This is a genomic window from Bacteroidota bacterium, from assembly GCA_026391695.1.
Lineage (GTDB): Bacteria > Bacteroidota > Bacteroidia > Bacteroidales > JAGONC01 > JAPLDP01.
This window is the reverse complement of sequence record JAPLDP010000087.1, coordinates 1-22,041: the sequence shown is the minus strand read 5'-3', so window position 1 is coordinate 22,041 and position 22,041 is coordinate 1. Positions and strand designations below refer to the sequence as shown.

Annotated in this window: 20 protein-coding genes; 9 read left to right on the top strand and 11 right to left on the bottom strand. The window is 41.9% G+C overall.

From position 1 onward, the window contains the following. Nucleotide 1 precedes the first annotated feature (1 nt). A complete protein-coding gene (locus NT175_13580; GenBank protein MCX6235728.1) occupies nt 2-1,693 on the bottom strand; it encodes a hypothetical protein in 1,692 nt (563 codons plus the stop codon). A 231-nt stretch (nt 1,694-1,924) separates the two neighbouring features. Here NT175_13580 and NT175_13575 point away from each other — a divergent pair, with 231 nt between their 5' ends. The 3 genes from NT175_13575 (at nt 1,925) to NT175_13565 (ending at nt 3,401) form a co-directional block, all read left to right on the top strand. Continuing rightward, nucleotides 1,925-2,338 (top strand): ATP-binding protein, encoded by a 414-nt coding sequence (locus NT175_13575; protein MCX6235727.1) that lies wholly within the window; start codon nt 1,925-1,927, stop codon nt 2,336-2,338. A 10-nt stretch (nt 2,339-2,348) separates the two neighbouring features. Further along, nucleotides 2,349-2,687, top strand: coding sequence for an STAS domain-containing protein (locus NT175_13570; protein MCX6235726.1), 339 nt, complete (start codon nt 2,349-2,351; stop codon nt 2,685-2,687). Nucleotides 2,688-2,753: 66 nt separating this feature from the next. Then, nucleotides 2,754-3,401: a hypothetical protein gene (locus tag NT175_13565; GenBank protein MCX6235725.1), complete on the top strand. Its 648-nt coding sequence runs from the start codon at nt 2,754-2,756 to the stop codon at nt 3,399-3,401. Between the two features lie 10 nt (nt 3,402-3,411). Here the strand turns inward: NT175_13565 and NT175_13560 are convergent, their stop codons facing one another. The 5 genes from NT175_13560 to uvrA all read right to left on the bottom strand — a co-directional run bounded on the left by NT175_13560 (nt 3,412) and on the right by uvrA (nt 9,953). Beyond that, nucleotides 3,412-4,251, bottom strand: a complete 840-nt coding sequence (locus NT175_13560; protein MCX6235724.1) for a metal ABC transporter permease — start codon at nt 4,249-4,251, stop codon at nt 3,412-3,414. A 2-nt stretch (nt 4,252-4,253) separates the two neighbouring features. Continuing rightward, nucleotides 4,254-5,006, bottom strand: coding sequence for an ABC transporter ATP-binding protein (locus NT175_13555; protein ID MCX6235723.1), 753 nt, complete (start codon nt 5,004-5,006; stop codon nt 4,254-4,256). Nucleotides 5,007-5,012: 6 nt separating this feature from the next. Beyond that, nucleotides 5,013-5,879: a zinc ABC transporter substrate-binding protein gene (locus NT175_13550; GenBank protein MCX6235722.1), complete on the bottom strand. Its 867-nt coding sequence runs from the start codon at nt 5,877-5,879 to the stop codon at nt 5,013-5,015. A gap of 130 nt (nt 5,880-6,009) precedes the next feature. Beyond that, nucleotides 6,010-6,945 (bottom strand): hypothetical protein, encoded by a 936-nt coding sequence (locus NT175_13545; GenBank protein MCX6235721.1) that lies wholly within the window; start codon nt 6,943-6,945, stop codon nt 6,010-6,012. Between the two features lie 170 nt (nt 6,946-7,115). After that, nucleotides 7,116-9,953 (bottom strand): excinuclease ABC subunit UvrA, encoded by a 2,838-nt coding sequence (gene uvrA, locus NT175_13540; protein MCX6235720.1) that lies wholly within the window; start codon nt 9,951-9,953, stop codon nt 7,116-7,118. Nucleotides 9,954-10,168: 215 nt separating this feature from the next. Between uvrA and NT175_13535 the strand changes: the two genes are divergently transcribed. From NT175_13535 to NT175_13515, 5 genes are all read left to right on the top strand, one after another. Continuing rightward, entirely contained in the window at nt 10,169-10,756 is a 588-nt protein-coding gene (locus NT175_13535; protein ID MCX6235719.1) for a sigma-70 family RNA polymerase sigma factor, read from the top strand. Nucleotides 10,757-10,861: 105 nt separating this feature from the next. Then, nucleotides 10,862-11,056, top strand: a complete 195-nt coding sequence (locus NT175_13530) for a hypothetical protein (GenBank protein MCX6235718.1) — start codon at nt 10,862-10,864, stop codon at nt 11,054-11,056. Nucleotides 11,057-11,149: 93 nt separating this feature from the next. Next, entirely contained in the window at nt 11,150-11,848 is a 699-nt protein-coding gene (gene nth / locus NT175_13525) for an endonuclease III (GenBank protein MCX6235717.1), read from the top strand. 116 nt (nt 11,849-11,964) lie between these two features. Beyond that, nucleotides 11,965-12,993 carry a recombinase RecA gene (recA, locus tag NT175_13520; protein ID MCX6235716.1) on the top strand — a complete coding sequence of 343 codons (1,029 nt, stop codon included), beginning with the start codon at nt 11,965-11,967 and terminating at the stop codon, nt 12,991-12,993. A gap of 6 nt (nt 12,994-12,999) precedes the next feature. Then, entirely contained in the window at nt 13,000-14,016 is a 1,017-nt protein-coding gene (locus NT175_13515; GenBank protein MCX6235715.1) for a tetratricopeptide repeat protein, read from the top strand. On the opposite strand, the gene NT175_13510 is transcribed toward NT175_13515, so the two are convergent. The 5 genes from NT175_13510 to NT175_13490 form a co-directional block, all read right to left on the bottom strand. Then, nucleotides 14,006-14,548 carry a DUF5063 domain-containing protein gene (locus NT175_13510; protein ID MCX6235714.1) on the bottom strand — a complete coding sequence of 181 codons (543 nt, stop codon included), beginning with the start codon at nt 14,546-14,548 and terminating at the stop codon, nt 14,006-14,008. The genes NT175_13515 and NT175_13510 overlap by 11 nt on opposite strands. 17 nt (nt 14,549-14,565) lie before the next feature. After that, nucleotides 14,566-16,314 (bottom strand): phospho-sugar mutase, encoded by a 1,749-nt coding sequence (locus tag NT175_13505; GenBank protein MCX6235713.1) that lies wholly within the window; start codon nt 16,312-16,314, stop codon nt 14,566-14,568. A gap of 321 nt (nt 16,315-16,635) precedes the next feature. Continuing rightward, nucleotides 16,636-17,511: a dTDP-4-dehydrorhamnose reductase gene (rfbD, locus tag NT175_13500; GenBank protein MCX6235712.1), complete on the bottom strand. Its 876-nt coding sequence runs from the start codon at nt 17,509-17,511 to the stop codon at nt 16,636-16,638. A gap of 30 nt (nt 17,512-17,541) precedes the next feature. Further along, a complete protein-coding gene (locus tag NT175_13495; protein ID MCX6235711.1) occupies nt 17,542-18,486 on the bottom strand; it encodes an SDR family oxidoreductase in 945 nt (314 codons plus the stop codon). A gap of 6 nt (nt 18,487-18,492) precedes the next feature. Beyond that, nucleotides 18,493-19,818, bottom strand: a complete 1,326-nt coding sequence (locus NT175_13490) for a UDP-glucose/GDP-mannose dehydrogenase family protein (protein ID MCX6235710.1) — start codon at nt 19,816-19,818, stop codon at nt 18,493-18,495. 1,282 nt (nt 19,819-21,100) lie between these two features. Here NT175_13490 and NT175_13485 point away from each other — a divergent pair. Next, a partial coding sequence (locus NT175_13485) for a hypothetical protein (protein ID MCX6235709.1) occupies nt 21,101-22,041 on the top strand: 941 nt, incomplete at its 3' end.

Here is a 22,041-nt window from a genome sequence, read left to right as displayed (position 1 = left end):
ATTATTTTCCCTCACAGGTTTTCCTATATTCGATATCAGCTCCTACATATTTTTCCCACTCTTCATGGCTCATATTCCTTGTCACTATCTCACAGATTTTTTGTGCCAGCAGTTCTGCTTTTATCGTCCTGATCTTTATTGTTTTATCCGAGTTTCCTGAGATCAGTTTGTTCCCATCAGGCGTAAATACGATGCTGTATATCCATGACCCGATATCATCTTCGATGATCATGGGTTGATCTTCCGGCCGGGCTATATTCCAGATCCTAATCGTTCCGTCATAACTGCAGCTGGACAGAAATCGGTCATCCTGGCTGAAATTAAGGCTGGTGACTCCGGAGCTATGGCCAATCAGGTTGATAGGTTTTATGTCATTTTCCCTGAAGTTCCACAGTTTTATCAGTCCGTCAGCCTGTCCGGCTGCCAGAAATGAACCATCCTGGCTGAAAGACAAGCAATATACTGTATTGCCTGATGGTGATATTTCCCTGGTATCTGTTGACACGCTGTTTATAGCATTTATAAGGATTTTTCCCTGGTTGGTAGCCCAGAGGAGGTTTTTCCCATCAGGGCTGAAACATACCGCCGTTATAATTGCTCCTGCTGAAGGCATATTCTTCCATGAAGAGGGTTGTTGTGAAACATCCCATATCCGAATATTGCCGTCGGAACAGGCCACCGCAAGGTTTTTGCCGTCCGGATGAAAACTCAGATCATAAATGATGCCTCCCTGACCTTCAAGAACGCGAAAGGGATAACCTGCTGCGTTCAGATTCCATACAAGAACAGCTCCTTCCATCGTACCTCCGGCCAGCAAATTACCCTGCCGGTTCAAGGCAAGTGTCCTGAACCCAGTTTCCCCGTATTTATCAGTAGTAAGACTGACAGGAGTAATGTTCGGACTGGTGAGATCCCAGATGTCAACAGTTCCATCGAGACTGCATGAAACCAGCATGTGTCCGTTGTGGTCAACAACAACCGATCGTATTTCATCTTTTTGATTTCTTAAAACAATTTCATCATCTACCACTCCTGATAAAGCCCTGAAAATATCAGGATCGTTTTCTTTTCCTTCGTTTTCTTTATTGAACACATATGCCTGCAATGCAAGGAGGGCGGGCAGATCACTCTGCACGCTTTTCTCCATTTCTGATGATTGGACAGCCAGCGATCGGGCGATAGCCAGAAGACGTAGTCGCCTGGCATGCTGCTCTGAATTTTCAGCGTTGATCCGCTGCTCATCTGCAATATGTTTTTGAGATATCGCCTCCTGCCGCTGCTGTTCTGCCTCATCCCGGGCAATGATAGCCTGCGACTCAGCCTCCTCAGCCAATTGCCGTTGCACCTGTGCCTCTTTTTTCTCTTTTAAGGCAATATTTTGCTGCTCAACAGCATATTGCCTCTGCTCCTCAGTGATCAGCTTCTGCTGCTCCGCAATCTGCTGTTGTTGCTCTGATATCTTACGCTGTATCAGGGCTTCTTTCTGCTGATCGGCCGCTTTGCGAACCTCCAGCATGGCAATCCGCTCTTTTCCCTCGGCTTCCTTTTCACTCACCTGCGCTTTATATGACAGGCTGAATGAAATAATAACCAAAACAATGGAAACAATACTAATGCCTCCAAGAATAATGATCAATGTATTCTTCCTGATTTGACTCTTCCCGGAAATGTTTTCAGAATCAGAGTTTTCCATAAAATAGTACCCATCTGTTATAATGAGCTGCTTTCACAGATTTCTTCAGCAAAAATTTGCCCTAATTTAGTTATTTCCATAATTGGTACAACAGGAAGTTAAGAATCCTTTAATTTTAAATGAATAATTGTGCAATAAATAATTGCTTTATCAGATTTATGATTTGCACAATGGATTATTTTTCTATTTTTACAGTGATAAAGTATGTCAGGCTTTTGAAATTTGCCTGTAATGAAAGAGAAAGAGATTATTATCACCAACGAATTGTCAGAACTCAGCCGTATCACAAGCGAACTGGAAATTCTTGGTGAAGTATGGGACTGGTCAGCGAAAATCATTTTCAACATTAACCTTGTTATTGAGGAATTGATAACAAACATTATATTTTACGCGTACAGGGATAAGGATAAACATAAGATAACCATCGGATTTAACCTTGATAATAATATACTCAGAATAAGGATTGAAGATGATGGTGTGGAATTCAATCCTTTACTCTCAAATAAACCTGATGACCTGAATAAGTCCATTGAAGAAAGAAAGATCGGCGGACTGGGCATCCATTTTGTGAGGAAACTGGTGGATAATGTTGAATATCAGAGATATGAAAAGAAAAATGTGCTTACTTTAATTAAGAAAATATAAATCTTGCTATATGGAAATACTCGATTCAAAAAATGATAATGTGACCATCCTTGAGTTGGTAGGTCGGCTGGATACCACGAATTATAATGTTCTTGAGAAAAAAATTATAGACCTGATAGATAACAATGTGGTATACATCCTTATCGATTGTTCAAAGCTCGATTATGTGAGCAGCTCAGGTTTAAGGATATTGCTGATGGCACTTAAGAAAATCGCTTCAGCTAAAGGTAAGTTTGTGTTATGCAGTCTGCAGGAAAATATTGCCGAAATATTTGAAATATCTGGTTTTACAAGTATTTTCGAAATTTTTCCCGGCAGGGCTGAAGCTCTTGGCAGCTTTTCCTCATAAATCATCCTGATACTGCATCTGCCTGGTCGAGTCATGTGATTGATATCTTTCATCGATTTTGTATTTATGACATTCTTTATTCACTATAGAGATCCAAGGTCAACAGAAATTGAAAAATATCTTGAAACTATCCCCAAATGCCCGGGAACCTGCATATTTATCGATATTGTCGATTCAACACATATTAAATACCAGACCGATCTCCGCGATTGGGGCAAACGGCTGAATAACACCTTCAACTTCATCTCCATTCTTAATGAATTTCCCAGCCATATTGTAAAAGGTATCGGTGATGAGATGATGCTGTTTGTGCCCGATGAGGATCTCAAAATACGCAAGAACTGCAATAATTATTATGCTCTCCTTGAGGAGATTTATGCCACATTGTATAATATTAAATATTTTCCGGTCGATAATCTTTTCCTGCAAGCCAAGGTGGCCATTCATTATTGTACCGAGGTTTATAACATCACCTTCCTTGAAAACTACAACGACTATTATGGCATTGATGTTGACCTCTCAGCCCGCCTGATGCTGAAAGCAAAGGCAAACAGGATCGTGATGAGTGAAAAATATTACTCACAGGTTCAAAATGCCTTGCTGGAATTGAAGCTTCCTGCGAAAACAGGCTGCCTTGAAAAGGTATCGGAAAAATATGTTGAAGATTTCAAAGGTGTGCCTCATGTCACAGGATTCAGGACGATCGATGTATGATCCTGTGGCACTATTTATTCGTTTTCCTGATATCACTCCTGATCTGGATGAGTCTGAAAAGCCTGATTATTATAAAAATGATGACCAGTGAAAATATAATAGTCGCTCCTGATGGAATATTCAGAAAATAGGAGATGATTAATCCTGCGAACGCTCCTGCAAATCCAATGATGACCGATAAAACCATGATCATTTTGTACCGGTTCGAAAGCATATTGGCCACTGTTTGCGGTATGGTCAGAAGGGAAATGATCAGGATGATGCCGGCAACGCGTATATTGAAGACGATGGTCAGGGCAATCAGCCCCATCAGGATATACTTGATCAGATCGACTGGCACCCGCCGTGTACGGGCAAATTCTTCATCAAAAGCAATATACAGGATCGTGTGGTAAAAAAAAATAAAAAAGAGGATAAGAATGGCATTTAACAGCAGCAGGAGAAATATATCCGTGTACGACACGGTGAGGATGCTGCCAAATAGGTAACTCATCAGATTTGGCACATAACCTGGTGTCAGAAAAATAAAGATGATACCCACTGCCATACCGAATGACCAGAAAATGGCTATCATGGAATCTTCACGAACTCTTACTTTTCTAACCAGATATTCAATGCCGAGGGCAGAGAAAACACTGAAAATGGCGGCACCTAACATTGGATTAATTCCGAGAAAATAACCTAGTCCGATACCCCCGAATGATGTATGTGTTATTCCTCCGCTGATGAAAACCATTCGCCTGGTCACAATATACGTTCCGATGATACCGCAGGAAATACTCGTCAGCACAGCCGCCACTATGGCATTTATAAAAAACTGGTAATGAAAAAGTGCAAGCAGTGATTCCATGGTCAATCATGTTTTTTTAGAATGGTATGAGGAATATTGCCATGCGAAATAATCTGAATAGGACAATCATATGATGCCAGCTGTTCTTCTGTGATGATGTTGGAAGGATGGTAATGCAAGGTCCTGTTTACACAGGCAATTGTTTTAATGTATGCGGCAATGGTGCCGATGTCGTGCGAAACGGTAATAATGGCCATCCGGGTATTTAATTCTGTCAGCATTCTGTAAAGGTCACTCTCAAACGTGTTATCTACATATGTATCAGGTTCATCCAGGAGAAGAAGCATGGGTTCGGAAATGAGTGATCGGCAAAGGAATACCCGTTGGGCCTGGCCTCCGGATAACTGACCAATATTTTTGTCTTTTAACCCTGCAATTCCTGTCCATTCCAGCCATTCTATTGCTTTTTGCCGCTCAGTTTTCGTAAAACGCCTGAAAAATTTATCCCTGGAGAGTAATCCGGATAATACAACATCCATTACTGTTATGGGGAACTTATTATCAAACTGATGTCTTTGTGGCAGATAGCCTATAATATGTTGCCGGTTGGCTATATATTGAGGATTGTAAAGTACTCTTCCTGATACTGGTGGCAGCTCACCCAAAATGATTTTAAGCAGTGTGGTTTTACCTCCTCCATTGGGCCCGATTATGCCAATGAAATCCTTTTCCCGTATGGTCAGGTTAACATTCCTGAGTACGACCTCACTTCCATAAGCTGCAGTTACCGATTCGAGTTCAAGAATCATGCTCATGTTATATCACGGATTTAATGCTTTATTCAACGTATTAACAATGGCTTCCATATTTGAAAACCAGTCATAAGCCATTGGATCTATAACGGCTAATGTGCCTTTTATTTCCCTTGCCACAGCCAGGGCATTATCAGTATCAAACTCCTTTTGAATGAGTATCATGCGGATATGTTCCTGTTTAGCGAGGTCAATGATTTGCCGGAGGTACGCTGGCGCTGGATTCTTCCCTTCACGTTCGATGGCGATCTGCTCCAGTCCATAGTCTCTTGCCAGATACCCAAGTGCCGGGTGGTAAATGATAAACCGATGTAACCGGCACTGCTCAAAAATGGATTGTAGCTTGTTGTCAGCACTGTCTAACCTTATGATCAGTCGCTCATAATTTTTCTTATACATTTCAGACCGTTGCGGATCAATTGCTTCCAACGCAAGATAAATGGTCAGAGCCATTCTTTTTACCTCTTTTGGCGACAGCCAGATATGGGGATCTGCGCCCTGTTCACCGGGAGATACCTGAGAGGAATCTCTATCGGTAAGTAAATCAATACCTTCGGAAAGATTGATAATTTTTATTGCCTGGCTTATTGAGCCAATTTTATCCGTCAAAACACGTTCAAATTCGAAGTTGCCAATTTTGAAATAAGCAACCGAATTCTCAAGTTCCAGTATTTGTTTCGGTGTGGGATCAAAAGCTTCATGATTCGCTCCGGGAGGAATTATCACATGGACAGTATATTCTTCATTAGCAATTTGGTCAATAAGATACTTTTCAGGTAATATGCTCACAGTTAGCGACTTTTTATTACCCGAATGTTCCCGCGGTCCACAACTGGCAATGATAACCAACAAACCTGCTATAATCCACCACTTCATCCTTATCTGAATGTTTATGTTTAAATTTGAATTGACCTCAACCCCCGGCCCCCTCTCCTCCAAGAGAGGGGGTGAAGGGGGTGAGGTGGTTTGGGGTTCATAACAATTAAATTTTCCATTTCAAATTTTCTTATATTCCTGCAGTATTCAAATTCCCAAGACTGGCTGTAATAAAACGCGTCTGAGTCCTGTCATCATCATTATAAAGTTTCAGTGCTATCTGTAAATGCAGGTTATAGATGTTCATCTCAGTCTCCTTTGATTTGATCTTCCCAACATGCAGGATGTCGGAATTAATGATTCCATAATCACGCGATGGCTTATCTTCAAATATCTCATCGTGCTGCTGCTCAAGGATTGCCGTATCATAAGCATGCTTGAATTCATGGATATTGGCGATGTCATGAATTGTGAGGACCTGAAGGTTCTCTATTCCATCAATATTTATAGTGAACCACGAATATACATTTTCATCGATCAGACACCGGTTTAAGTTGTCCTTTATGAGAATCCTGGCATTATTGATCATGGCCCTTCCATAATAATTATTTTCAAAGGTATAAATCTTATCATAGGTGATGGCATATCGCAGATTCACTTCGCCAAGGGTTTTTCGTAATTTGGGGTAGTAATGATAGGAGTTAAAAACCCGCAATGTCACAGCGAAATTACTGGCAAACACAAGTGAATGCAATGGGGTGTCAAAGATCAGAAAGCCCCCGTCACCCGTACTTATGAAACTATTTTCAATACTTTTTTGTGTATATTTCTGAAACAGGTAAGGATGGTTTTCCAGGCATACTTTGATGGCCGTTTTGAAAAGAAGTTTAAAAAGGAATGGAAGCAAAGTCTGTTCAAATTCACCATAGGAGGTGTACTGAAAAATATCTATTCCAAGAACCGATTTGCACCCGATATCTTCATAGCAGACATACTTATTCAGGCTGTCATAAAGGTCACGATCATCAGGGATAACATTGGTCTTCTCGAAGACAACCCGTCTGTCGGTTTTATGTAAAAAATCGAGTATTTCGTGATAGTGCAATATTTTAATGGATTCAGTCATGATAATTGGGATTTTGTTGTGTATAGTACAATTATTTTACGTTTACTCACACTAAGTCGGCGGTCGGCGGTCGGCGGTCGGCGGCGGAGCGAAGCGACGTCCCGCAGAGCGCAGCGAATGCGGGATTGGCAGTCGCCAGTCGCCAGTCGCTCTTCGCTCCTCGCTCTTCGCTATTCGCTCCTCGCCAATTTCCCTCTAAGATACTTCCCTGTATAGGAGTCTGCAACCGTGATAAGTTCTTCCGGTGTGCCTTCAAAAACCACTTTCCCGCCATGGTCACCGCCTTCCGGGCCAAGGTCGATGATCCAGTCTGCACATTTGATGACATCCATGTTATGTTCAATAACAATTATGGAATGTCCCTTTTCAATGAGTGCATGAAAGGCATCTAATAATTTATTGATATCATGGAAGTGTAATCCGGTTGTGGGCTCATCAAAAATGAATAGGGTAGGAGTGTCAGTAGCGCCTTTCGACAGGAAAAAGGCCAGCTTGACACGTTGTGCTTCCCCTCCGCTGAGGGTACTGGATGATTGTCCCAATTGCAGATACCCCAGTCCGACATCCTGAAGAGGTTTGAGTTTCTCGATGATCTTGTGTTCAGAATGTGTTTTTTTTCCGGTCACTTCAAAGTGTGTGATGGCCTGGTCAACAGTCAGATCCAATACATCACTGATGGTTTTGTTCCTGTATGTTACTTCCAGGACCTCCTCCTTAAAGCGCTTACCTCCGCATGATTCGCATGTGAGAAAAATATCAGCCATGAACTGCATTTCTATTTTTACCACTCCTTCACCCTCGCACTCTTCACATCTTCCACCTTCAATGTTGAACGAAAAAAAGCCGGGTTTATACCCCCTGATTTTTGCCAACTGCTGATCGGCATATAATTGTCTGATATCATCATAGGCCTTCATATAAGTGGCCGGATTAGAACGTGACGAACGACCTATCGGATTCTGGTCAACGAGCTCTACATTGCCGATGCGCTCATAATCGCCAGATAATCTGTCGAACCGGCCTGTTTTATCGCCATAACCTCCATATATTTTCTTCAGTGCTGTATAAAGGATATTTTTCACCAGTGTGGTCTTGCCTGAACCGCTCACACCTGTCACCGCTGTGAAAGCATTAAGCGGGAATCTGACAGTGATGCCTTTAAGATTATGTTCCCGTGCCCCGCTTATTTCAATGAATTCTTTCCACTTCCTTCGCTTTCCGGGAATTTCTATCTGAAGAATATGGTTAAGGTATTTGGATGTCAGCCCGTTTTCTGATTTGAGGAGTTCCGTGAAGGTTCCCTGAAAAACCAATTCTCCGCCATGGCTGCCCGCAAATGGACCAATGTCGACAATCTGGTCAGCAGCCCGGATGATCTCCTCATCATGCTCAACTACAATAACCGTATTTCCTATATCCCTCAGCTGAAAAAGAACTTTTATCAGGCGGTGTGTGTCGCGCGGATGGAGTCCGATGCTGGGTTCATCAAGGATGTACATTGAGCCGACTAAACTGCTTCCAAGCGATGTGGCAAGATTTATACGCTGTGATTCACCCCCTGATAATGAGGATGATAACCTGTTAAGTGTCAGGTAACCAAGGCCAACATCCTCCAAAAATTGCAGACGGTTTGTAATCTCGATCAATAGCCGGTTTGATATCTGATGATCAGTTTTATTTAATTTCAATTCCTTGAAAAAAGCCAGGGAGTGGCTCACAGGCATCAAAACAATATCTGAAATGGATTTGCCGCCGACCTTAACATAGTTGGCATCTTTGCGCAACCTGGTGCCCTTGCAGTCAGGACATACTGTCTTCCCACGGTAACGGCTCAGTAAAACCCTGTATTGTATCTTATAGGTTTGCTCCTCAACATATTGGAAAAATTCATTCAATCCTGCGAAATAGTCATTCCCTGTCCAGAGTAACTTTTGCTGTTCCTCTGTCAACTCATAATATGGTTTGTGAACCGGGAAATCAAACTTATAGGCATTCATCACCAGCACATCCTTCCATTCGCTTAGCTTCTCACCTTTCCAGCAGGCAATGGTATCATTGTAAATCGATAAGTTCTTATTCGGGATGACAAGGTCTTCATCAATGCCGATAATACTGCCAAAGCCTTCACACGTTTTGCACGCACCATAGGGATTGTTGAAGCTGAATAAATTGACAGATGGTTCCTCAAAGGTGAGACCGTCAAGCTCAAAACGGTTGCTAAACCTTTCTTTCTTAGACTCTCTGCCGACATTTGATTCGATAATGCATGTACCTTCGCCTTCATAAAATGCCAGCTGAACAGAATCAGCAATCCGCGACCGCAGATCTTCATCATCATGTTTCACGACAAGGCGATCGATGACCAGAAATAGCCCTTTCAGCTCATCTTCATTGAAAATATGGCCATTCAACTCTGCTATACGAAGGATCGCCTCATTGAACTGTAACCTTGTGAAACCTTGCTGTATCAGGATCTGAAGCTGCTCAGCCACGGTACGTCCTGGTTTGATGAAGAGAGGGCAGGAAATAATGAACTTTTCATCCTCACCGAACGTATAAATATGGTCAACGACATCGGTAACAGAATGCCTTTTGACCTCTTTGCCGCTTACAGGAGAAAAAGTACGCCCTATACGGGCATAGAGTAACTTAAGATATTCATAGATTTCAGTGGAAGTGCCAACTGTTGAACGGGGATTACGGGTATTGACTTTTTGTTCGATCGCAATGGCCGGGGCTATTCCGCGGATATAATCAACTTCAGGTTTGGTCATCCGGCCAAGAAACTGGCGGGCATAAGCACTTAAACTCTCAACATAGCGTCGTTGTCCATCAGCATAGAGCGTGTCAAAGGCGAGGGAAGACTTGCCTGAACCAGATAAACCGGTGATAACTATCAGTTTGTTGCGCGGTAAAGCCACCGATAGGTTTTTCAGGTTGTGTACCCGCGCTCCTTTGATGATAATATAGTTCTGGGGATCAAGATGTTCAAACTCGTCAGAAAGCATGTAGCAAAATATAATTTACAAAATTATAAAAAAATTTGCACTTCATGTTTCATTGATATATATTTGCAAGCAGTAAAGACGATTTACTCTGTAATATTTTTTGAAACCTGACGTTAACGCAATACATCTCACCTGTATTGTACAAATCAATAGGAGGAACATTATCGAATAAATAGTTACCCTTTTTTGAAATACTAACATAAAAAGGGAGGCTTATGGAAGCCATTTTAATTAGCGACAGAGAGCTAGTTGATGACTATTTATCAGGTAATCTCTCAAGTCTGGAGAAACTTATCCACCGTCACAAAGAAAGGATTTATTCTTACATTCTTATGATCGTCAGGGATACTGAACTGGCCGACGATCTTTTCCAGGATACCTTTATTAAAGTCATAAATACGCTCAATTCCGGCACTTATAAGGAAGAAGGGAAGTTTATCCAATGGGTGATGCGCATCGCTCATAACCTCATCATCGACCATTTCAGGAAATCCAGGAGAATTCCTGTTGTCGACAACAACTCGGATGAATTTGATATTTTTGACACCATTGGCATTACCGATCCATGTATGGAGGAAAAAATGATCACCGACCAGATTTATGAAGATGTGCGTAAACTAATTGATTATCTCCCCAAAGAACAGCGCGAGGTGCTTGTTATGCGCCATTACTCTGATATGAGCTTCAAGGAGATTGCCGAGGTTACCGACGTGAGCATTAATACTGCTCTTGGCAGAATGCGTTATGCATTGATCAACTTGCGAAAACTCATTAAGGAAAAGGATGTCATTCTTACGGTATAAAATTTATCATCTTCGTGAAGTAATTTTTTTTATTCTTTAAATAATATTCCACCGGGCACTTCGTTTTTTTATTGTAATAATATCTACAAACGAAATATTGTGCCTATGACTTATCCTATTACTCTGGAGGATCTTATCAACCATACATTTGAGGAAATTGAAATTGAAGGTCGACGGCGGGGGATCTATAAAAAAGTCACACCGCGAATAGGGATTATCCGGAATGTCTTCAATTATTCCCGCACGCTGTATATACACAGATCCAATCTGATCGGAACCAGGATCGTGGTTCTGAATTAGGAAAATCATTTAATTGGCCTCACCCCCTTCACCCCCTCTCCTCCAGGAGAGGGGGTGAAGGGGGTGAGGCTCTTATTAATTCAGTGAAGCATGATACCAAGGGAAGAACGCTTCAGGCTGTTTATTGAGTTTTTTGAGAAAAATATGCCCGGTGCCGAAACGGAACTGCACCATGTCAATCCATACGAGTTGCTGGTGGCTACTATATTGTCGGCTCAGTGTACGGATAAGAGAGTCAATATGATCACCCCTGCCTTCTTTGAACACTTTCCCACAGTGGCGTCTCTTTCAAAAGCCAGTCAGCGTGAGGTTTATGAACTGGTTAAAAGCTGCTCCTATCCCAATAGCAAATCAAGATATCTCATTGGTATGGCCATTATGCTTCTGGAAAAGTACAACGGCATTGTGCCTTCTGATCCGGAACAGCTCATGACCTTACCAGGTGTTGGAAGAAAAACGGCTCATGTGATCGCGGCTGTTGCTTTCAATAAACCTGTCCTCGCTGTTGATACCCATGTATTCCGTGTCGCAGCTCGCCTGGGCCTGACAATAAACGCCCCGACACCATTGGAAACTGAAAGACAATTAATCAAATTCATTCCCCGGGACAAAATCCCCGCTGCACACCATTGGCTCATTCTCCATGGCCGTTACATCTGCCAGGCCCGGAAACCAAAATGTAGCCTTTGCGGCCTTACAGATATTTGCAAATTTTATAGGAGACTAAAAAATATTTCCATTATTCTCTCATCACACATTCCCTTTTTAGTAATTTTAGCAGGTGGTAGCTGAGAAATTTTTCTCATGCAGGGTAACATTTTATCCTTTACCCGATTAATAATAAATAAATCTTGCAGCTCGCAGCTTGTAGCTTGCAGCTAATTAAATAATTTCAAATTCCAAACCACATGACAACCGAGAAACCTGAAAACGTCCAGAAACAAAAAGCCCTGCAGCTGGTGATTGATAAGATGGAAAAAGAATTTGGGAAAGGCACTATCATGAAGCTGGGTGATAATGCCATCGTTGATGTAGATATCATTTCAACAGGTTCTATTGCACTTGATGCTGCCCTTGGCATTGGCGGTCTTCCGCGTGGAAGGGTCATTGAAATATATGGACCGGAAGCTTCAGGTAAAACCACTCTGGCTATACATGCCATTGCCGAAGCACAGAAAGCCGGTGGTATTGCCGCTTTTATTGACGCAGAACATGCCTTTGACCGTTTATATGCCAAGAAACTCGGTGTAGATATAGAAAATCTGCTGGTGTCGCAACCCGATAATGGTGAACAGGCTCTTGAGATTACTGACAACCTTATCCGGAGTGGAGCTATCGATGTCATAGTCATTGACTCTGTTGCCGCTCTCACGCCAAAAAGCGAGATAGAAGGAGAAATGGGCGATTCCAAGATGGGTTTACAGGCACGTCTGATGTCGCAAGCCCTCCGAAAACTTACAGCCACAATAAGTAAAACTAATACCAGTTGCATTTTTATAAACCAGCTCCGCGAAAAAATAGGGATCATGTTCGGTAATCCTGAAACAACCACTGGCGGTCATGCACTTAAGTTCTATGCATCCGTTCGCCTTGATATCCGTAAGGTGAACCAGATCAAGGAAGGGGAAAATATTGTCGGGAACAGAGCCAGGGTTAAGGTCGTTAAAAATAAACTTGCTCCACCATTCCGGATCGCGGAATTTGATCTCATCTATGGCGAAGGCATCTCCAAGACCGGCGAAATCATTGATATTTGCGTTGATCACGAAATAATAAAGAAAAGTGGCTCATGGTTCAGCTATGGCGAAACGAAACTCGGCCAGGGCCGTGATATGGTAAAAAAACTTATCGCCGATAATCCTGAACTGGCCAGTGAACTCGAGAAAAAAGCCCGCGAGGCACTTAAAAAATCAAAACCTGTATCAGCAACAGACTAAAATTCAATGAGAAACGCAATTATATGGGTTCTGATCATTGTCATGTTTTCATCCTGCAGAACCAAAAACGCCTCCACCCCTGTATCTGATGACAAGTTTTCTTCTGCCGATACTCTTTCTTTACTTAATGAAAATATAACCTCCGATAGCCTTAACAGCGATTTGTTCAACCTGCGGGCACAATATTATCTCAGAAAAGAGGATTTTAACCTCGCATTGCATGATATCAATAAAGCCCTGACTCTAAATCCTGGCAAGGTTGCCTGCCTCATGACGCTGAGTGATATTTATCTTCAAATGGGTAAGGCCGACTATGCCCGTGAAACACTAAACAAGGCCTCTGATAGTGATCCTCTTAATCCCCTGCCATTACTTAAGTTAGCCAGGTTGCATCTGATCATGAAAAACTACCCCTTTTGTCATGATTATATCAAGCAGGTGCTGAATCTGGATAATAATAATGCTGAAGCATACTTTATTGATGGTTATGCCTGGCTTGAAACCGGAGATACTGTTAAAGCCATACGTAATTTTCAGATGTCAGTTCAGAAGGATCAAACTTTTTTTAATGGATATGTCCAGCTCGGCTCCTTATATACCGGGAAAGATAACCGTCTGGCAGCAAATTATTTCAGTAATGCCCTGGCCCTGCAGCCAAAGAATACAGATGTTCTGTATAACATCGCTCTCTGTTACCAGAATGATTCCTTGTTTGATGATGCAGAAAAATATTACGTTGATTTGCTTTCAATTGACTCGGCACATGTGAAAGCCAATTATAATCTGGGCTTTATTAACCTCATCCACAGGGAGGATTTTGCCATAGCTATCCGGTATTTCACAAGAGCTATCAGGTATGATTCGAATTACGTCGATGCCATTTATAACCGCGGTTTGTGTTATGAGATTTTAAATGAGATAGATAGTGCCCAAAAGGATTATCAGAATGTACTGGAGATCGACGTAACCTATACTAAAGCTATCGAGGGACTGAACCGTATGGATAATATGATCAGAAAGTGATTGGAGGCTCCTGGCTTTCTTCAGGCTCTGTGAATATCAGATGATGTAACTGCCGGTGTGCATTGACCAGCCTGAAACCCCAGTGTGTTTCAAATAACCTGCAGCATTCACTCACAGCATTCTCTTTCGCTGCAACCGTGTTCTTTTGGTATAACATCACAAAATTCTTCAGATCCTGGTAAATATCTGCAAAATTATCGGCTAAGCTGCATTTGAGAAATCTGGGATTTGATTTATCCGATATGTCAGCGATCACATACGCATCATCAGCGCCGAATTTACTCCGGAACATATTATATAGATATTCCCACTGCTCCTCAGTAACATAGCGCTCATTCGCTTCCGGATGATTTACAGGCACAACCGGCAACAATGACCCTTTTAAATAAAGAAGGGGACTGATTTTCCGGAGATAATCAATTATGTCTTCCCTTGTATAATCCTCACAGGTTTCCAGAAAATGGCAATATTCATTTGCCACGGTAAGCATCTCCAGCACATTTCTTGACATATATAATTCTTCATCTTTCATCTTTCATGTTTCATCTTTCATCCTTTAAGCCCCATGTGGTGTATGATTGCATCAATCTTCCCGTCGAGTTGCCGGGCAACCTCTTCATAATTTTGCTTGTTTTCAAGATGTCCTTTCACGCTGAAATAGAATTTGATCTTGGGTTCGGTTCCTGAGGGTCTGACAGTGATCTTGCTTCCGTCGGCAAGGAAAAACTGCAGGACATCTGATTTTGGCAGATGAATAGGGTGTTCTTCTCCTTTAACAAAATCCTTTTCAAGCTGTATCAAATAATCTTTAATGCAAATGACGTCTGAATCAGCAATTGACAGGTAAGGTTCCTTCCTGTATTTTCTCATCATCCCTTCGATTTCTTCAGCCCCGGTTATACCTTTTTTTTCAACAGAAACCAGTTTTTCCCTGAAAAGGCCATGAGTCCGGTAGATTTCGAGGAGAAGATCGTACAGTGTCATCCCTTTGCTTGCTGCCCAGGCAGCTGCCTCAGCCACAAAGCAGCTTGAAGTCACCGCATCTTTATCTCTGACAAAGTCGCCGATAAGATATCCGTAACTCTCTTCTCCGCCGCCTATAAATATTTTTTGTCCTTCCAGTTCTCTGATCAGCTCCGCGATATATTTGAAACCCGTAAGAACATCGAATGTTTCAACGTTGAATGCGGTCGCCATATCTTTGAGTAGCTCGCTGGTGACAATCGTCTTTACGATGAATTCCTTACCGCTGAGTTTTCCCTTCTCCTTCCATCTCGTCAGCAGATAGAAGGTCAGTAATGAAGCAGTCTGGTTGCCATTGAGCAAAATGAAATCATTGTGTAGGTCCCTCACAGCAATACCAATCCTGTCGGCATCAGGATCAGTGCCCATCACCAGGTCGGCATGGCTCTCCCTGGCTTTCTCAATAGCCATCGACAATGCTGCTGGCTCTTCGGGATTGGGTGACTTAAGCGTCGGGAAATGGCCATTTATCTCATCCTGTTCTGGTATATGGATGATGTTCTGAAAACCGAAAGCTTTTAAAGCCATTGGAACCAAATGGACACCGGAACCATGCAAGGGTGTATAAACAATACGCAGATCGCTGTATTTATCAATGACTTCGGGCGATAGAGATAATGCCTTGATGTTTTTTATATATTCCTGATCTACCTTCTCACCGATGAACTCAATTAGCTCATTCCTCCCTTTAAATCTGACCTCATCAACCGAACGTATCTTCTGCACCCCGGCAATGATGTTCTTATCATGAGGAGGTACCAGCTGGCCGCCATCATTCCAATATACCTTGTATCCATTGTATTCAGGCGGATTATGTGACGCTGTGATGACAATACCAGTATGACAATGCAGATAGCGTATGGCAAATGACAGTTCGGGCGTAGGACGCAGGGCATCAAAAAGATAAACCTTTATCCCGTTGGCTGAAAGAACATCGGCCGTGATTTGGGCGAAAAGCGTATTGTTAGTCCGGTTGTCATAAGCAATGGCCGCTTTGATCTCCCTTTCCTCACCAAACACTCGAAGTAAATAATTCGCCAATCCCTGCGTGGCCATACCGACAGTATACCTGTTCATACGGTTAGTGCCGGCACCCATGATTCCCCGAAGGCCCCCTGTCCCAAATTCCAGATCCCTGTAAAACGCATCAGTCAATCCTGCCGGATCATTGTCCATCAAATGCCTGATCTGCTTTTTGGTATCCTCATCATAATTGCCTGCTAGCCAGGAATTTGATCTTTCCAAAATTTTAAGATTAGTAGAATTCTCTTTCATAATTTGTTACTGATTTTTAAATTTTCTCTCTCCGGTAATCGCAATAATCCGTAATTATTAAATAATGAGTCATCACAATAATGCGTACCTGGGATTAAAATTCGCGATTTAAATGGCCCCGGACTTCAGTCCGGGGTACCAGGCAGCTATATAAACCCTGGGCTTTAGCCCGAAACAAAGGCATCAAATCACATCGTAAACAAGATTTTGGGCTAAAGCCCGGGTTTTGTGTCGCTTTTTTAACCCCGAGCTAAAGCACGGGGTAATTCATATTACTTTCGTCACCCTATAAGTACGCATTTCTGTGATGAACCTGATTTTCTAAGGAACAGTTTTCGGATTTAAAAGTAAATCATTGATACAATCCTTCAGACTATCCTTCCAGTAAGGTATAGTCAAATGAAAAGCCTTTTTGATTTTATTCTTGCTTAACACACTATAAAAAGGTCGTCTGGTTTTTGAAGGATAGTCGGCTGTGCAAACCGGTATGACCGGACACGATATTCCGGCAATTTTTAATATCTCAAGGGCGAAATCATACCAACTGGCCACGCCTTCGTTAGTATAATGATAGATAGCATGTCCCTCTTGTTTGCAAAATGGAAGGATATCCAGGATGCATTTTGCGAGATCGCGGGCATAGGTAGGACAGCCTATCTGGTCCGACACCACCCTGAGTTGTTCACCCGAGCGCCCCCGTTTCAGAATGGTTTTGACAAAATTGTTACCATAACCTGAGTAAAGCCAGGATGTCCGGATGATCATAGATTTCAGGGAATGCCGCATCACCTGCTCCTCTCCGCGCAGTTTTGTGAAGCCATAGTGGGAGAGGGGATTGGTGGTGTCTGTTTCATTGTAAGGGTGATTTTTCATTCCATCAAACACATAATCGGTTGAAAGATGCACCATCAATGCTCCCATCTGTCTGCTAAATTCAGCCAGGTAACCTGCCGCTGTTGCATTGACAAGCATGGCCAGCTCCTTTTCATCCTCGGCTTTATCCACAGCTGTGTAGGCTGCACAGTTGATAACGCAATCAAATGACCGGGCCGAGAAGAAATGAAATAAATCATTGTGGCTGGTGATATCCAGTTCGGCGATATCTGTGAATGTAAAACTGTATCCTGCATAATCCTGTTCAAGGCGGCGGATTTCACTTCCTAACTGACCGTTTGAACCTGTGACTAATATTTTCAAGGATAACACCCTTTAAGCAATGATCAGTGATCAATGATCAATGATCATTGAAAAATAAGCAATTGTTCTGTTAATACCTTCTTCCAACTGGATCCCTGGTTCCCAGTTCAACTCTTTTTTAGCCAGAGAAATATCCGGCTGACGCTGCATCGGATCGTCGGATGGCAATGGTTTATAAATAATCTTTGATTTTGAATCTGTGTGTTTTAAAACCAGCCGTGCCAGTTCCAGGATGGTGAATTCTCTCGGATTGCCTAAATTTACAGGACCGGTGAAAGCATCATTGGTGTTCATGAGCCTGATGAGTGCTTCAATAAGATCATCCACATAACAAAAGCTCCTGGTCTGGGAACCATCGCCATAAATAGTAATATCCCTGCCCCTGAGGGCTTGAACGATAAAATTCGACACCACCCGTCCGTCGTCAGGATGCATGCGGGGCCCATACGTGTTAAAGATGCGTGCAATCTTTATTTTAACATTGTTCTGACGGTGATAATTGATGAATAAGGTTTCTGCACCTCTTTTCCCTTCATCATAACAGGCCCTTGGACCAATAGGATTCACATGACCCCAGTAATCTTCGGTTTGAGGGTGAACCTTTGGATCTCCGTATACCTCACTGGTTGAAGCCTGAAGAATTTTTGCCTTGATCCGCTTGGCAAGCCCCAGCATATTAATGGCCCCCATCACTGAGGTCTTGACTGTTTTAATCGGATTGTATTGGTAATGAATCGGTGAGGCTGGACAGGCCAGATTATAGATCTCATCAACTTCAAGGAAAATGGGCGTTGTCACATCGTGCCGGATAAGCTCGAAATAGGGGTTATTGAGCAGGTGAATAATATTAAATTTCGATCCTGTAAAATAATTATCCAGGCATATAACTTCATGACCCTCAGCAAGAAGGCGTTCACAAAGATGGGATCCTAAGAAACCTGCGCCTCCTGTTACAAGTATTCTTTTTCTAGCCATAGGTCTTTATTTAGTTGTATTGACTCCAATGCAAAAATATTTGAATCCGAGATTTTTCATTTCAGCAGCATCATAAATATTGCGTCCATCGAAAATTACCGGATGTCTAAAAAGTTTTTTCATCACGGCGAAATTGGGTATCCGGAATTCTTTCCATTCTGTCGCCATCAATAAAGCATCGGCATCGATAAGCGCTTCGTACTGATCATTTGCATATTCCACAATGTCGCCGATTCTCCGGCGGCATTCTATCATGGCCGCAGGATCGTAAGCTTTAATTCTGCATCCTGCTTCGATCAGCTTGCCAATGAGAACAAGCGAAGGTGCGTCGCGCATGTCATCCGTCTCAGGCTTAAATGATAAACCCCAAATAGCAATGATTCTGCCTTTTAAATTCCCTTCATAGAAGTGATTCAGCTTATTAAACAGAACAGATTTTTGGTCCTGGTTCACATCCTCAACAGCAGTGAGTACCCGTAAATGATAAGCATTCTCATGAGCTGTTTTTATCAGTGCTTTTACATCCTTGGGAAAGCAGGAACCACCATAACCTATACCAGGATAAATAAATTTATTTCCGATCCGGCTGTCACTTCCAATTCCCTTTCTTACAAGATTGACATCGGCACCCACGATTTCGCAGAGGTTGGCAATGTCATTCATGAAACTGATCTTAGTGGCCAGCATGGCATTGGCAGTGTATTTGGTCATCTCCGACGATGCAATATCCATGAATATGATGGGGTGCCCATTCAGTGTAAAAGGTTTATAAAGCCTCTTCATAAGATCGGCAGCTCTTTCTGATTCAGTACCGACAACAATCCGGTCGGGGCGCAGGAAATCTTCAACAGCGCTGCCTTCTTTAAGGAATTCCGGATTAGAAGCAACATCAAATTGTAAATCGCTTCTTCTTCTATCCAATTCACCCTGCATAGCCGCTTTGACCCTCAATGATGTACCAACCGGAACAGTACTTTTAGTCACCACCAGCAGATAATCATTCATATGCCGGCCAATATCCCTCGCTACATCAAGCACGTACCGGAGGTCGGCACTGCCGTCTTCATCCGGTGGAGTGCCAACAGCAATGAACACTACTTCACTGCCCTCCATTGCCGGGGCCAGATCGGTGGTGAAATGCAAACGCTGCTTTTCGGTATTTTTTTTAACAAGCTCTTCAAGCCCCGGCTCATAGATGGGTATGATCCCCTTCCGGAGGTTATCTATCTTTGTCAGGTCTATGTCGACACAGGTCACATCCACACCAACTTCAGCAAAACATGTTCCTGTGACCAAACCTACGTACCCGGTGCCGACAACAATGACTTTCATAGCAATTATATATTACATTTATCCCAAATCACCGATTAACATTTCAACCAGTGTCAACTGACAAAAATAGTAATTTATTGAAAAAAAGAAGTGGATAGAGAATGTTTTTCTATTGATGTACTTTCTTTTGCGTATCTCCCGCCTCTCGGCGGGATAAACCCCCAATGCTAGCGCGCGTCTGTGACGCGTGCTTTAAAGAATAGCGCGTTTCAAACGCGCTGATACAGGGCACGCGTTCGGAAACGCGCGCCAGCGGGAATTATTGTGATGACTCCCAATTTTCAGAAGCAGAAAATAATTTATTCGGGAATTGTAGAATGGTATTAAATTTATTTCTAATTTTAAAATGTTCATAATAAATTTGAGATAGCTTGTTAACTTTGTGTGCCTTAGTGAAATCCTTTGTGGCCATAGAGGTGAAGTATTCTTACCACAAAGTCACCCGAAGGGTAGCACGAAGTAACACAAAGAAAGACAGCCTAATATATGGGTTCATGAATTATTCAGGTTATACATTAAGTAAATTAGCAGAATAAAAATTTATTAACATTTTTTTTCAATTTTATTTGGATATGGGTAAAATTGCGGGGTTCTGGTAATCTGTTGTTGATAAGCTGAAAATAGCACATAAATATTTGAAAAACAGTATTATAATAATTCATAGGGATGGATACAAAGGTTGCTCTGTTCCGGTTACAATAAGATGAGATGATGGTAATACTGTTTAGCGCCCTGTTTATTAACAATTTTTTCACTGTAAACCGAATAAATAATTTGCATATTAAAGTTAATAATGCTTATTTTGCATAAGACTTAAGGAAAATAGTCGAAAAAATATAGCGCCAGAGCGCATGGATTTTATCCTTTTATAAATTAATTGCACTTGATGTAACTAATTTTTTATAAAAAAGTATAAAAAGAGAATTATTTTATTTGGAAGATAGTTTTATTTATTGTTACTTTGTAAGATGTTTCGGAGAATTGTACTTGATATAAGAAACGAAATCGCAAAATTCTCGAAGTTCTAAATTCATTAAATTATAAATAAAATATAAAAAAGAATTATTTTATTTGGAAGTTTACATTATATGTATTTACTTTGTGTGATGTTTCAGAAAAATGAACTCGATATTCGCAGCGAAATTGCAAAATTCACGAGGTATAAATTTATCATTATAAATAATGTATAGGAATATTAACACACTATATAATTCCTAATGTTGAATATAAAAAAATAGAAATCAATCAATTAAGTCAATTTTAAACCAAAAACCAAATGATTATGAAAAAAATGAATTTACTAAGTTTAGTAGCCCGTAACACGATGATATTATTCTTAATATTATTGTTGGGACTTACTTTAAATGCGCAGGTGACGGTTCCTGACGGGATAAACTACCAGGCTATCGCACGTAATGCGAGCGGCGCCCCACTGGTATCGACAGCACTGGTGGTGAAAGTGATTATTTATGACGGTGCTACCGTAGTCTGGACAGGACCAGAACAATCGGTTACTACAAATAATTTTGGCTTGTTCACAATGGTTGTTACTCAGGCTTCGTCTATCGTCTGGCAAAATCTGACCACTCCGAAGATCGAAGTTCAGGCTTTAATAGGCGAAAGCGATGGCTGGGTATCTATGGGAATAGTCAATATCTGGAGCGTGCCTTACGCTAAAGTAGCCGGCAACGTCACACCCCTGAATGCTGTTTTTAATCTGACCAATACCACAGGTCTTACAGGTGATTGTACCGGAGGTTACGCTGGCGCCCTCACAGTAGCTGGCGGAACCGCACTCAATGGAAATACAGGTATTAAAGGTTTGTTGACTGTATGCGGAAATACTTCTATCGAATCCAGAGCCTTTATTAATTCCATGTATAATGCCACCAATGATATTGATGGCGCTTTGGTTGTGAAAGGTGGTGTGAGTGTTCAGCAAGACGTTTATGGAAATGCTAAAGCTACATTCAAACAATGGTTAAAAGTAGGTAATACTACCGTAGGACTTGTCGGACCCAACTGTGGACCATGGACACAAGCTACATTACTCGTCGATGGCGTTTCTGCATTTAATTATAATGTAAACATTAAGGGCGATCTTGATGTTTGCGGTAACATATCAGGCACTAACTTCTGGGGCACTACCTTCCATGGTACTTTTTATGGCCCATTGCATGGCTGGGCTGATAACGCATATTATGCCACTACTGCTGGCTATGC

Coding starts and splice junctions, on each gene's coding strand:
- NT175_13495 (MCX6235711.1), bottom strand. CDS start 18,486: ATGGCTAGAAAAAGAATACTTGTAACAGGAGGCGCAGGTTTCTTAGGA.
- NT175_13565 (MCX6235725.1), top strand. CDS start 2,754: ATGACATTCTTTATTCACTATAGAGATCCAAGGTCAACAGAAATTGAA.
- recA (MCX6235716.1), top strand. CDS start 11,965: ATGACAACCGAGAAACCTGAAAACGTCCAGAAACAAAAAGCCCTGCAG.
- NT175_13555 (MCX6235723.1), bottom strand. CDS start 5,006: ATGAGCATGATTCTTGAACTCGAATCGGTAACTGCAGCTTATGGAAGT.
- NT175_13550 (MCX6235722.1), bottom strand. CDS start 5,879: ATGAAGTGGTGGATTATAGCAGGTTTGTTGGTTATCATTGCCAGTTGT.
- NT175_13515 (MCX6235715.1), top strand. CDS start 13,000: ATGAGAAACGCAATTATATGGGTTCTGATCATTGTCATGTTTTCATCC.
- NT175_13490 (MCX6235710.1), bottom strand. CDS start 19,818: ATGAAAGTCATTGTTGTCGGCACCGGGTACGTAGGTTTGGTCACAGGA.
- NT175_13570 (MCX6235726.1), top strand. CDS start 2,349: ATGGAAATACTCGATTCAAAAAATGATAATGTGACCATCCTTGAGTTG.
- NT175_13545 (MCX6235721.1), bottom strand. CDS start 6,945: ATGACTGAATCCATTAAAATATTGCACTATCACGAAATACTCGATTTT.
- NT175_13530 (MCX6235718.1), top strand. CDS start 10,862: ATGACTTATCCTATTACTCTGGAGGATCTTATCAACCATACATTTGAG.
- NT175_13535 (MCX6235719.1), top strand. CDS start 10,169: ATGGAAGCCATTTTAATTAGCGACAGAGAGCTAGTTGATGACTATTTA.
- uvrA (MCX6235720.1), bottom strand. CDS start 9,953: ATGCTTTCTGACGAGTTTGAACATCTTGATCCCCAGAACTATATTATC.
- NT175_13580 (MCX6235728.1), bottom strand. CDS start 1,693: ATGGAAAACTCTGATTCTGAAAACATTTCCGGGAAGAGTCAAATCAGG.
- NT175_13505 (MCX6235713.1), bottom strand. CDS start 16,314: ATGAAAGAGAATTCTACTAATCTTAAAATTTTGGAAAGATCAAATTCC.
- NT175_13560 (MCX6235724.1), bottom strand. CDS start 4,251: ATGGAATCACTGCTTGCACTTTTTCATTACCAGTTTTTTATAAATGCC.
- NT175_13510 (MCX6235714.1), bottom strand. CDS start 14,548: ATGAAAGATGAAGAATTATATATGTCAAGAAATGTGCTGGAGATGCTT.
- NT175_13575 (MCX6235727.1), top strand. CDS start 1,925: ATGAAAGAGAAAGAGATTATTATCACCAACGAATTGTCAGAACTCAGC.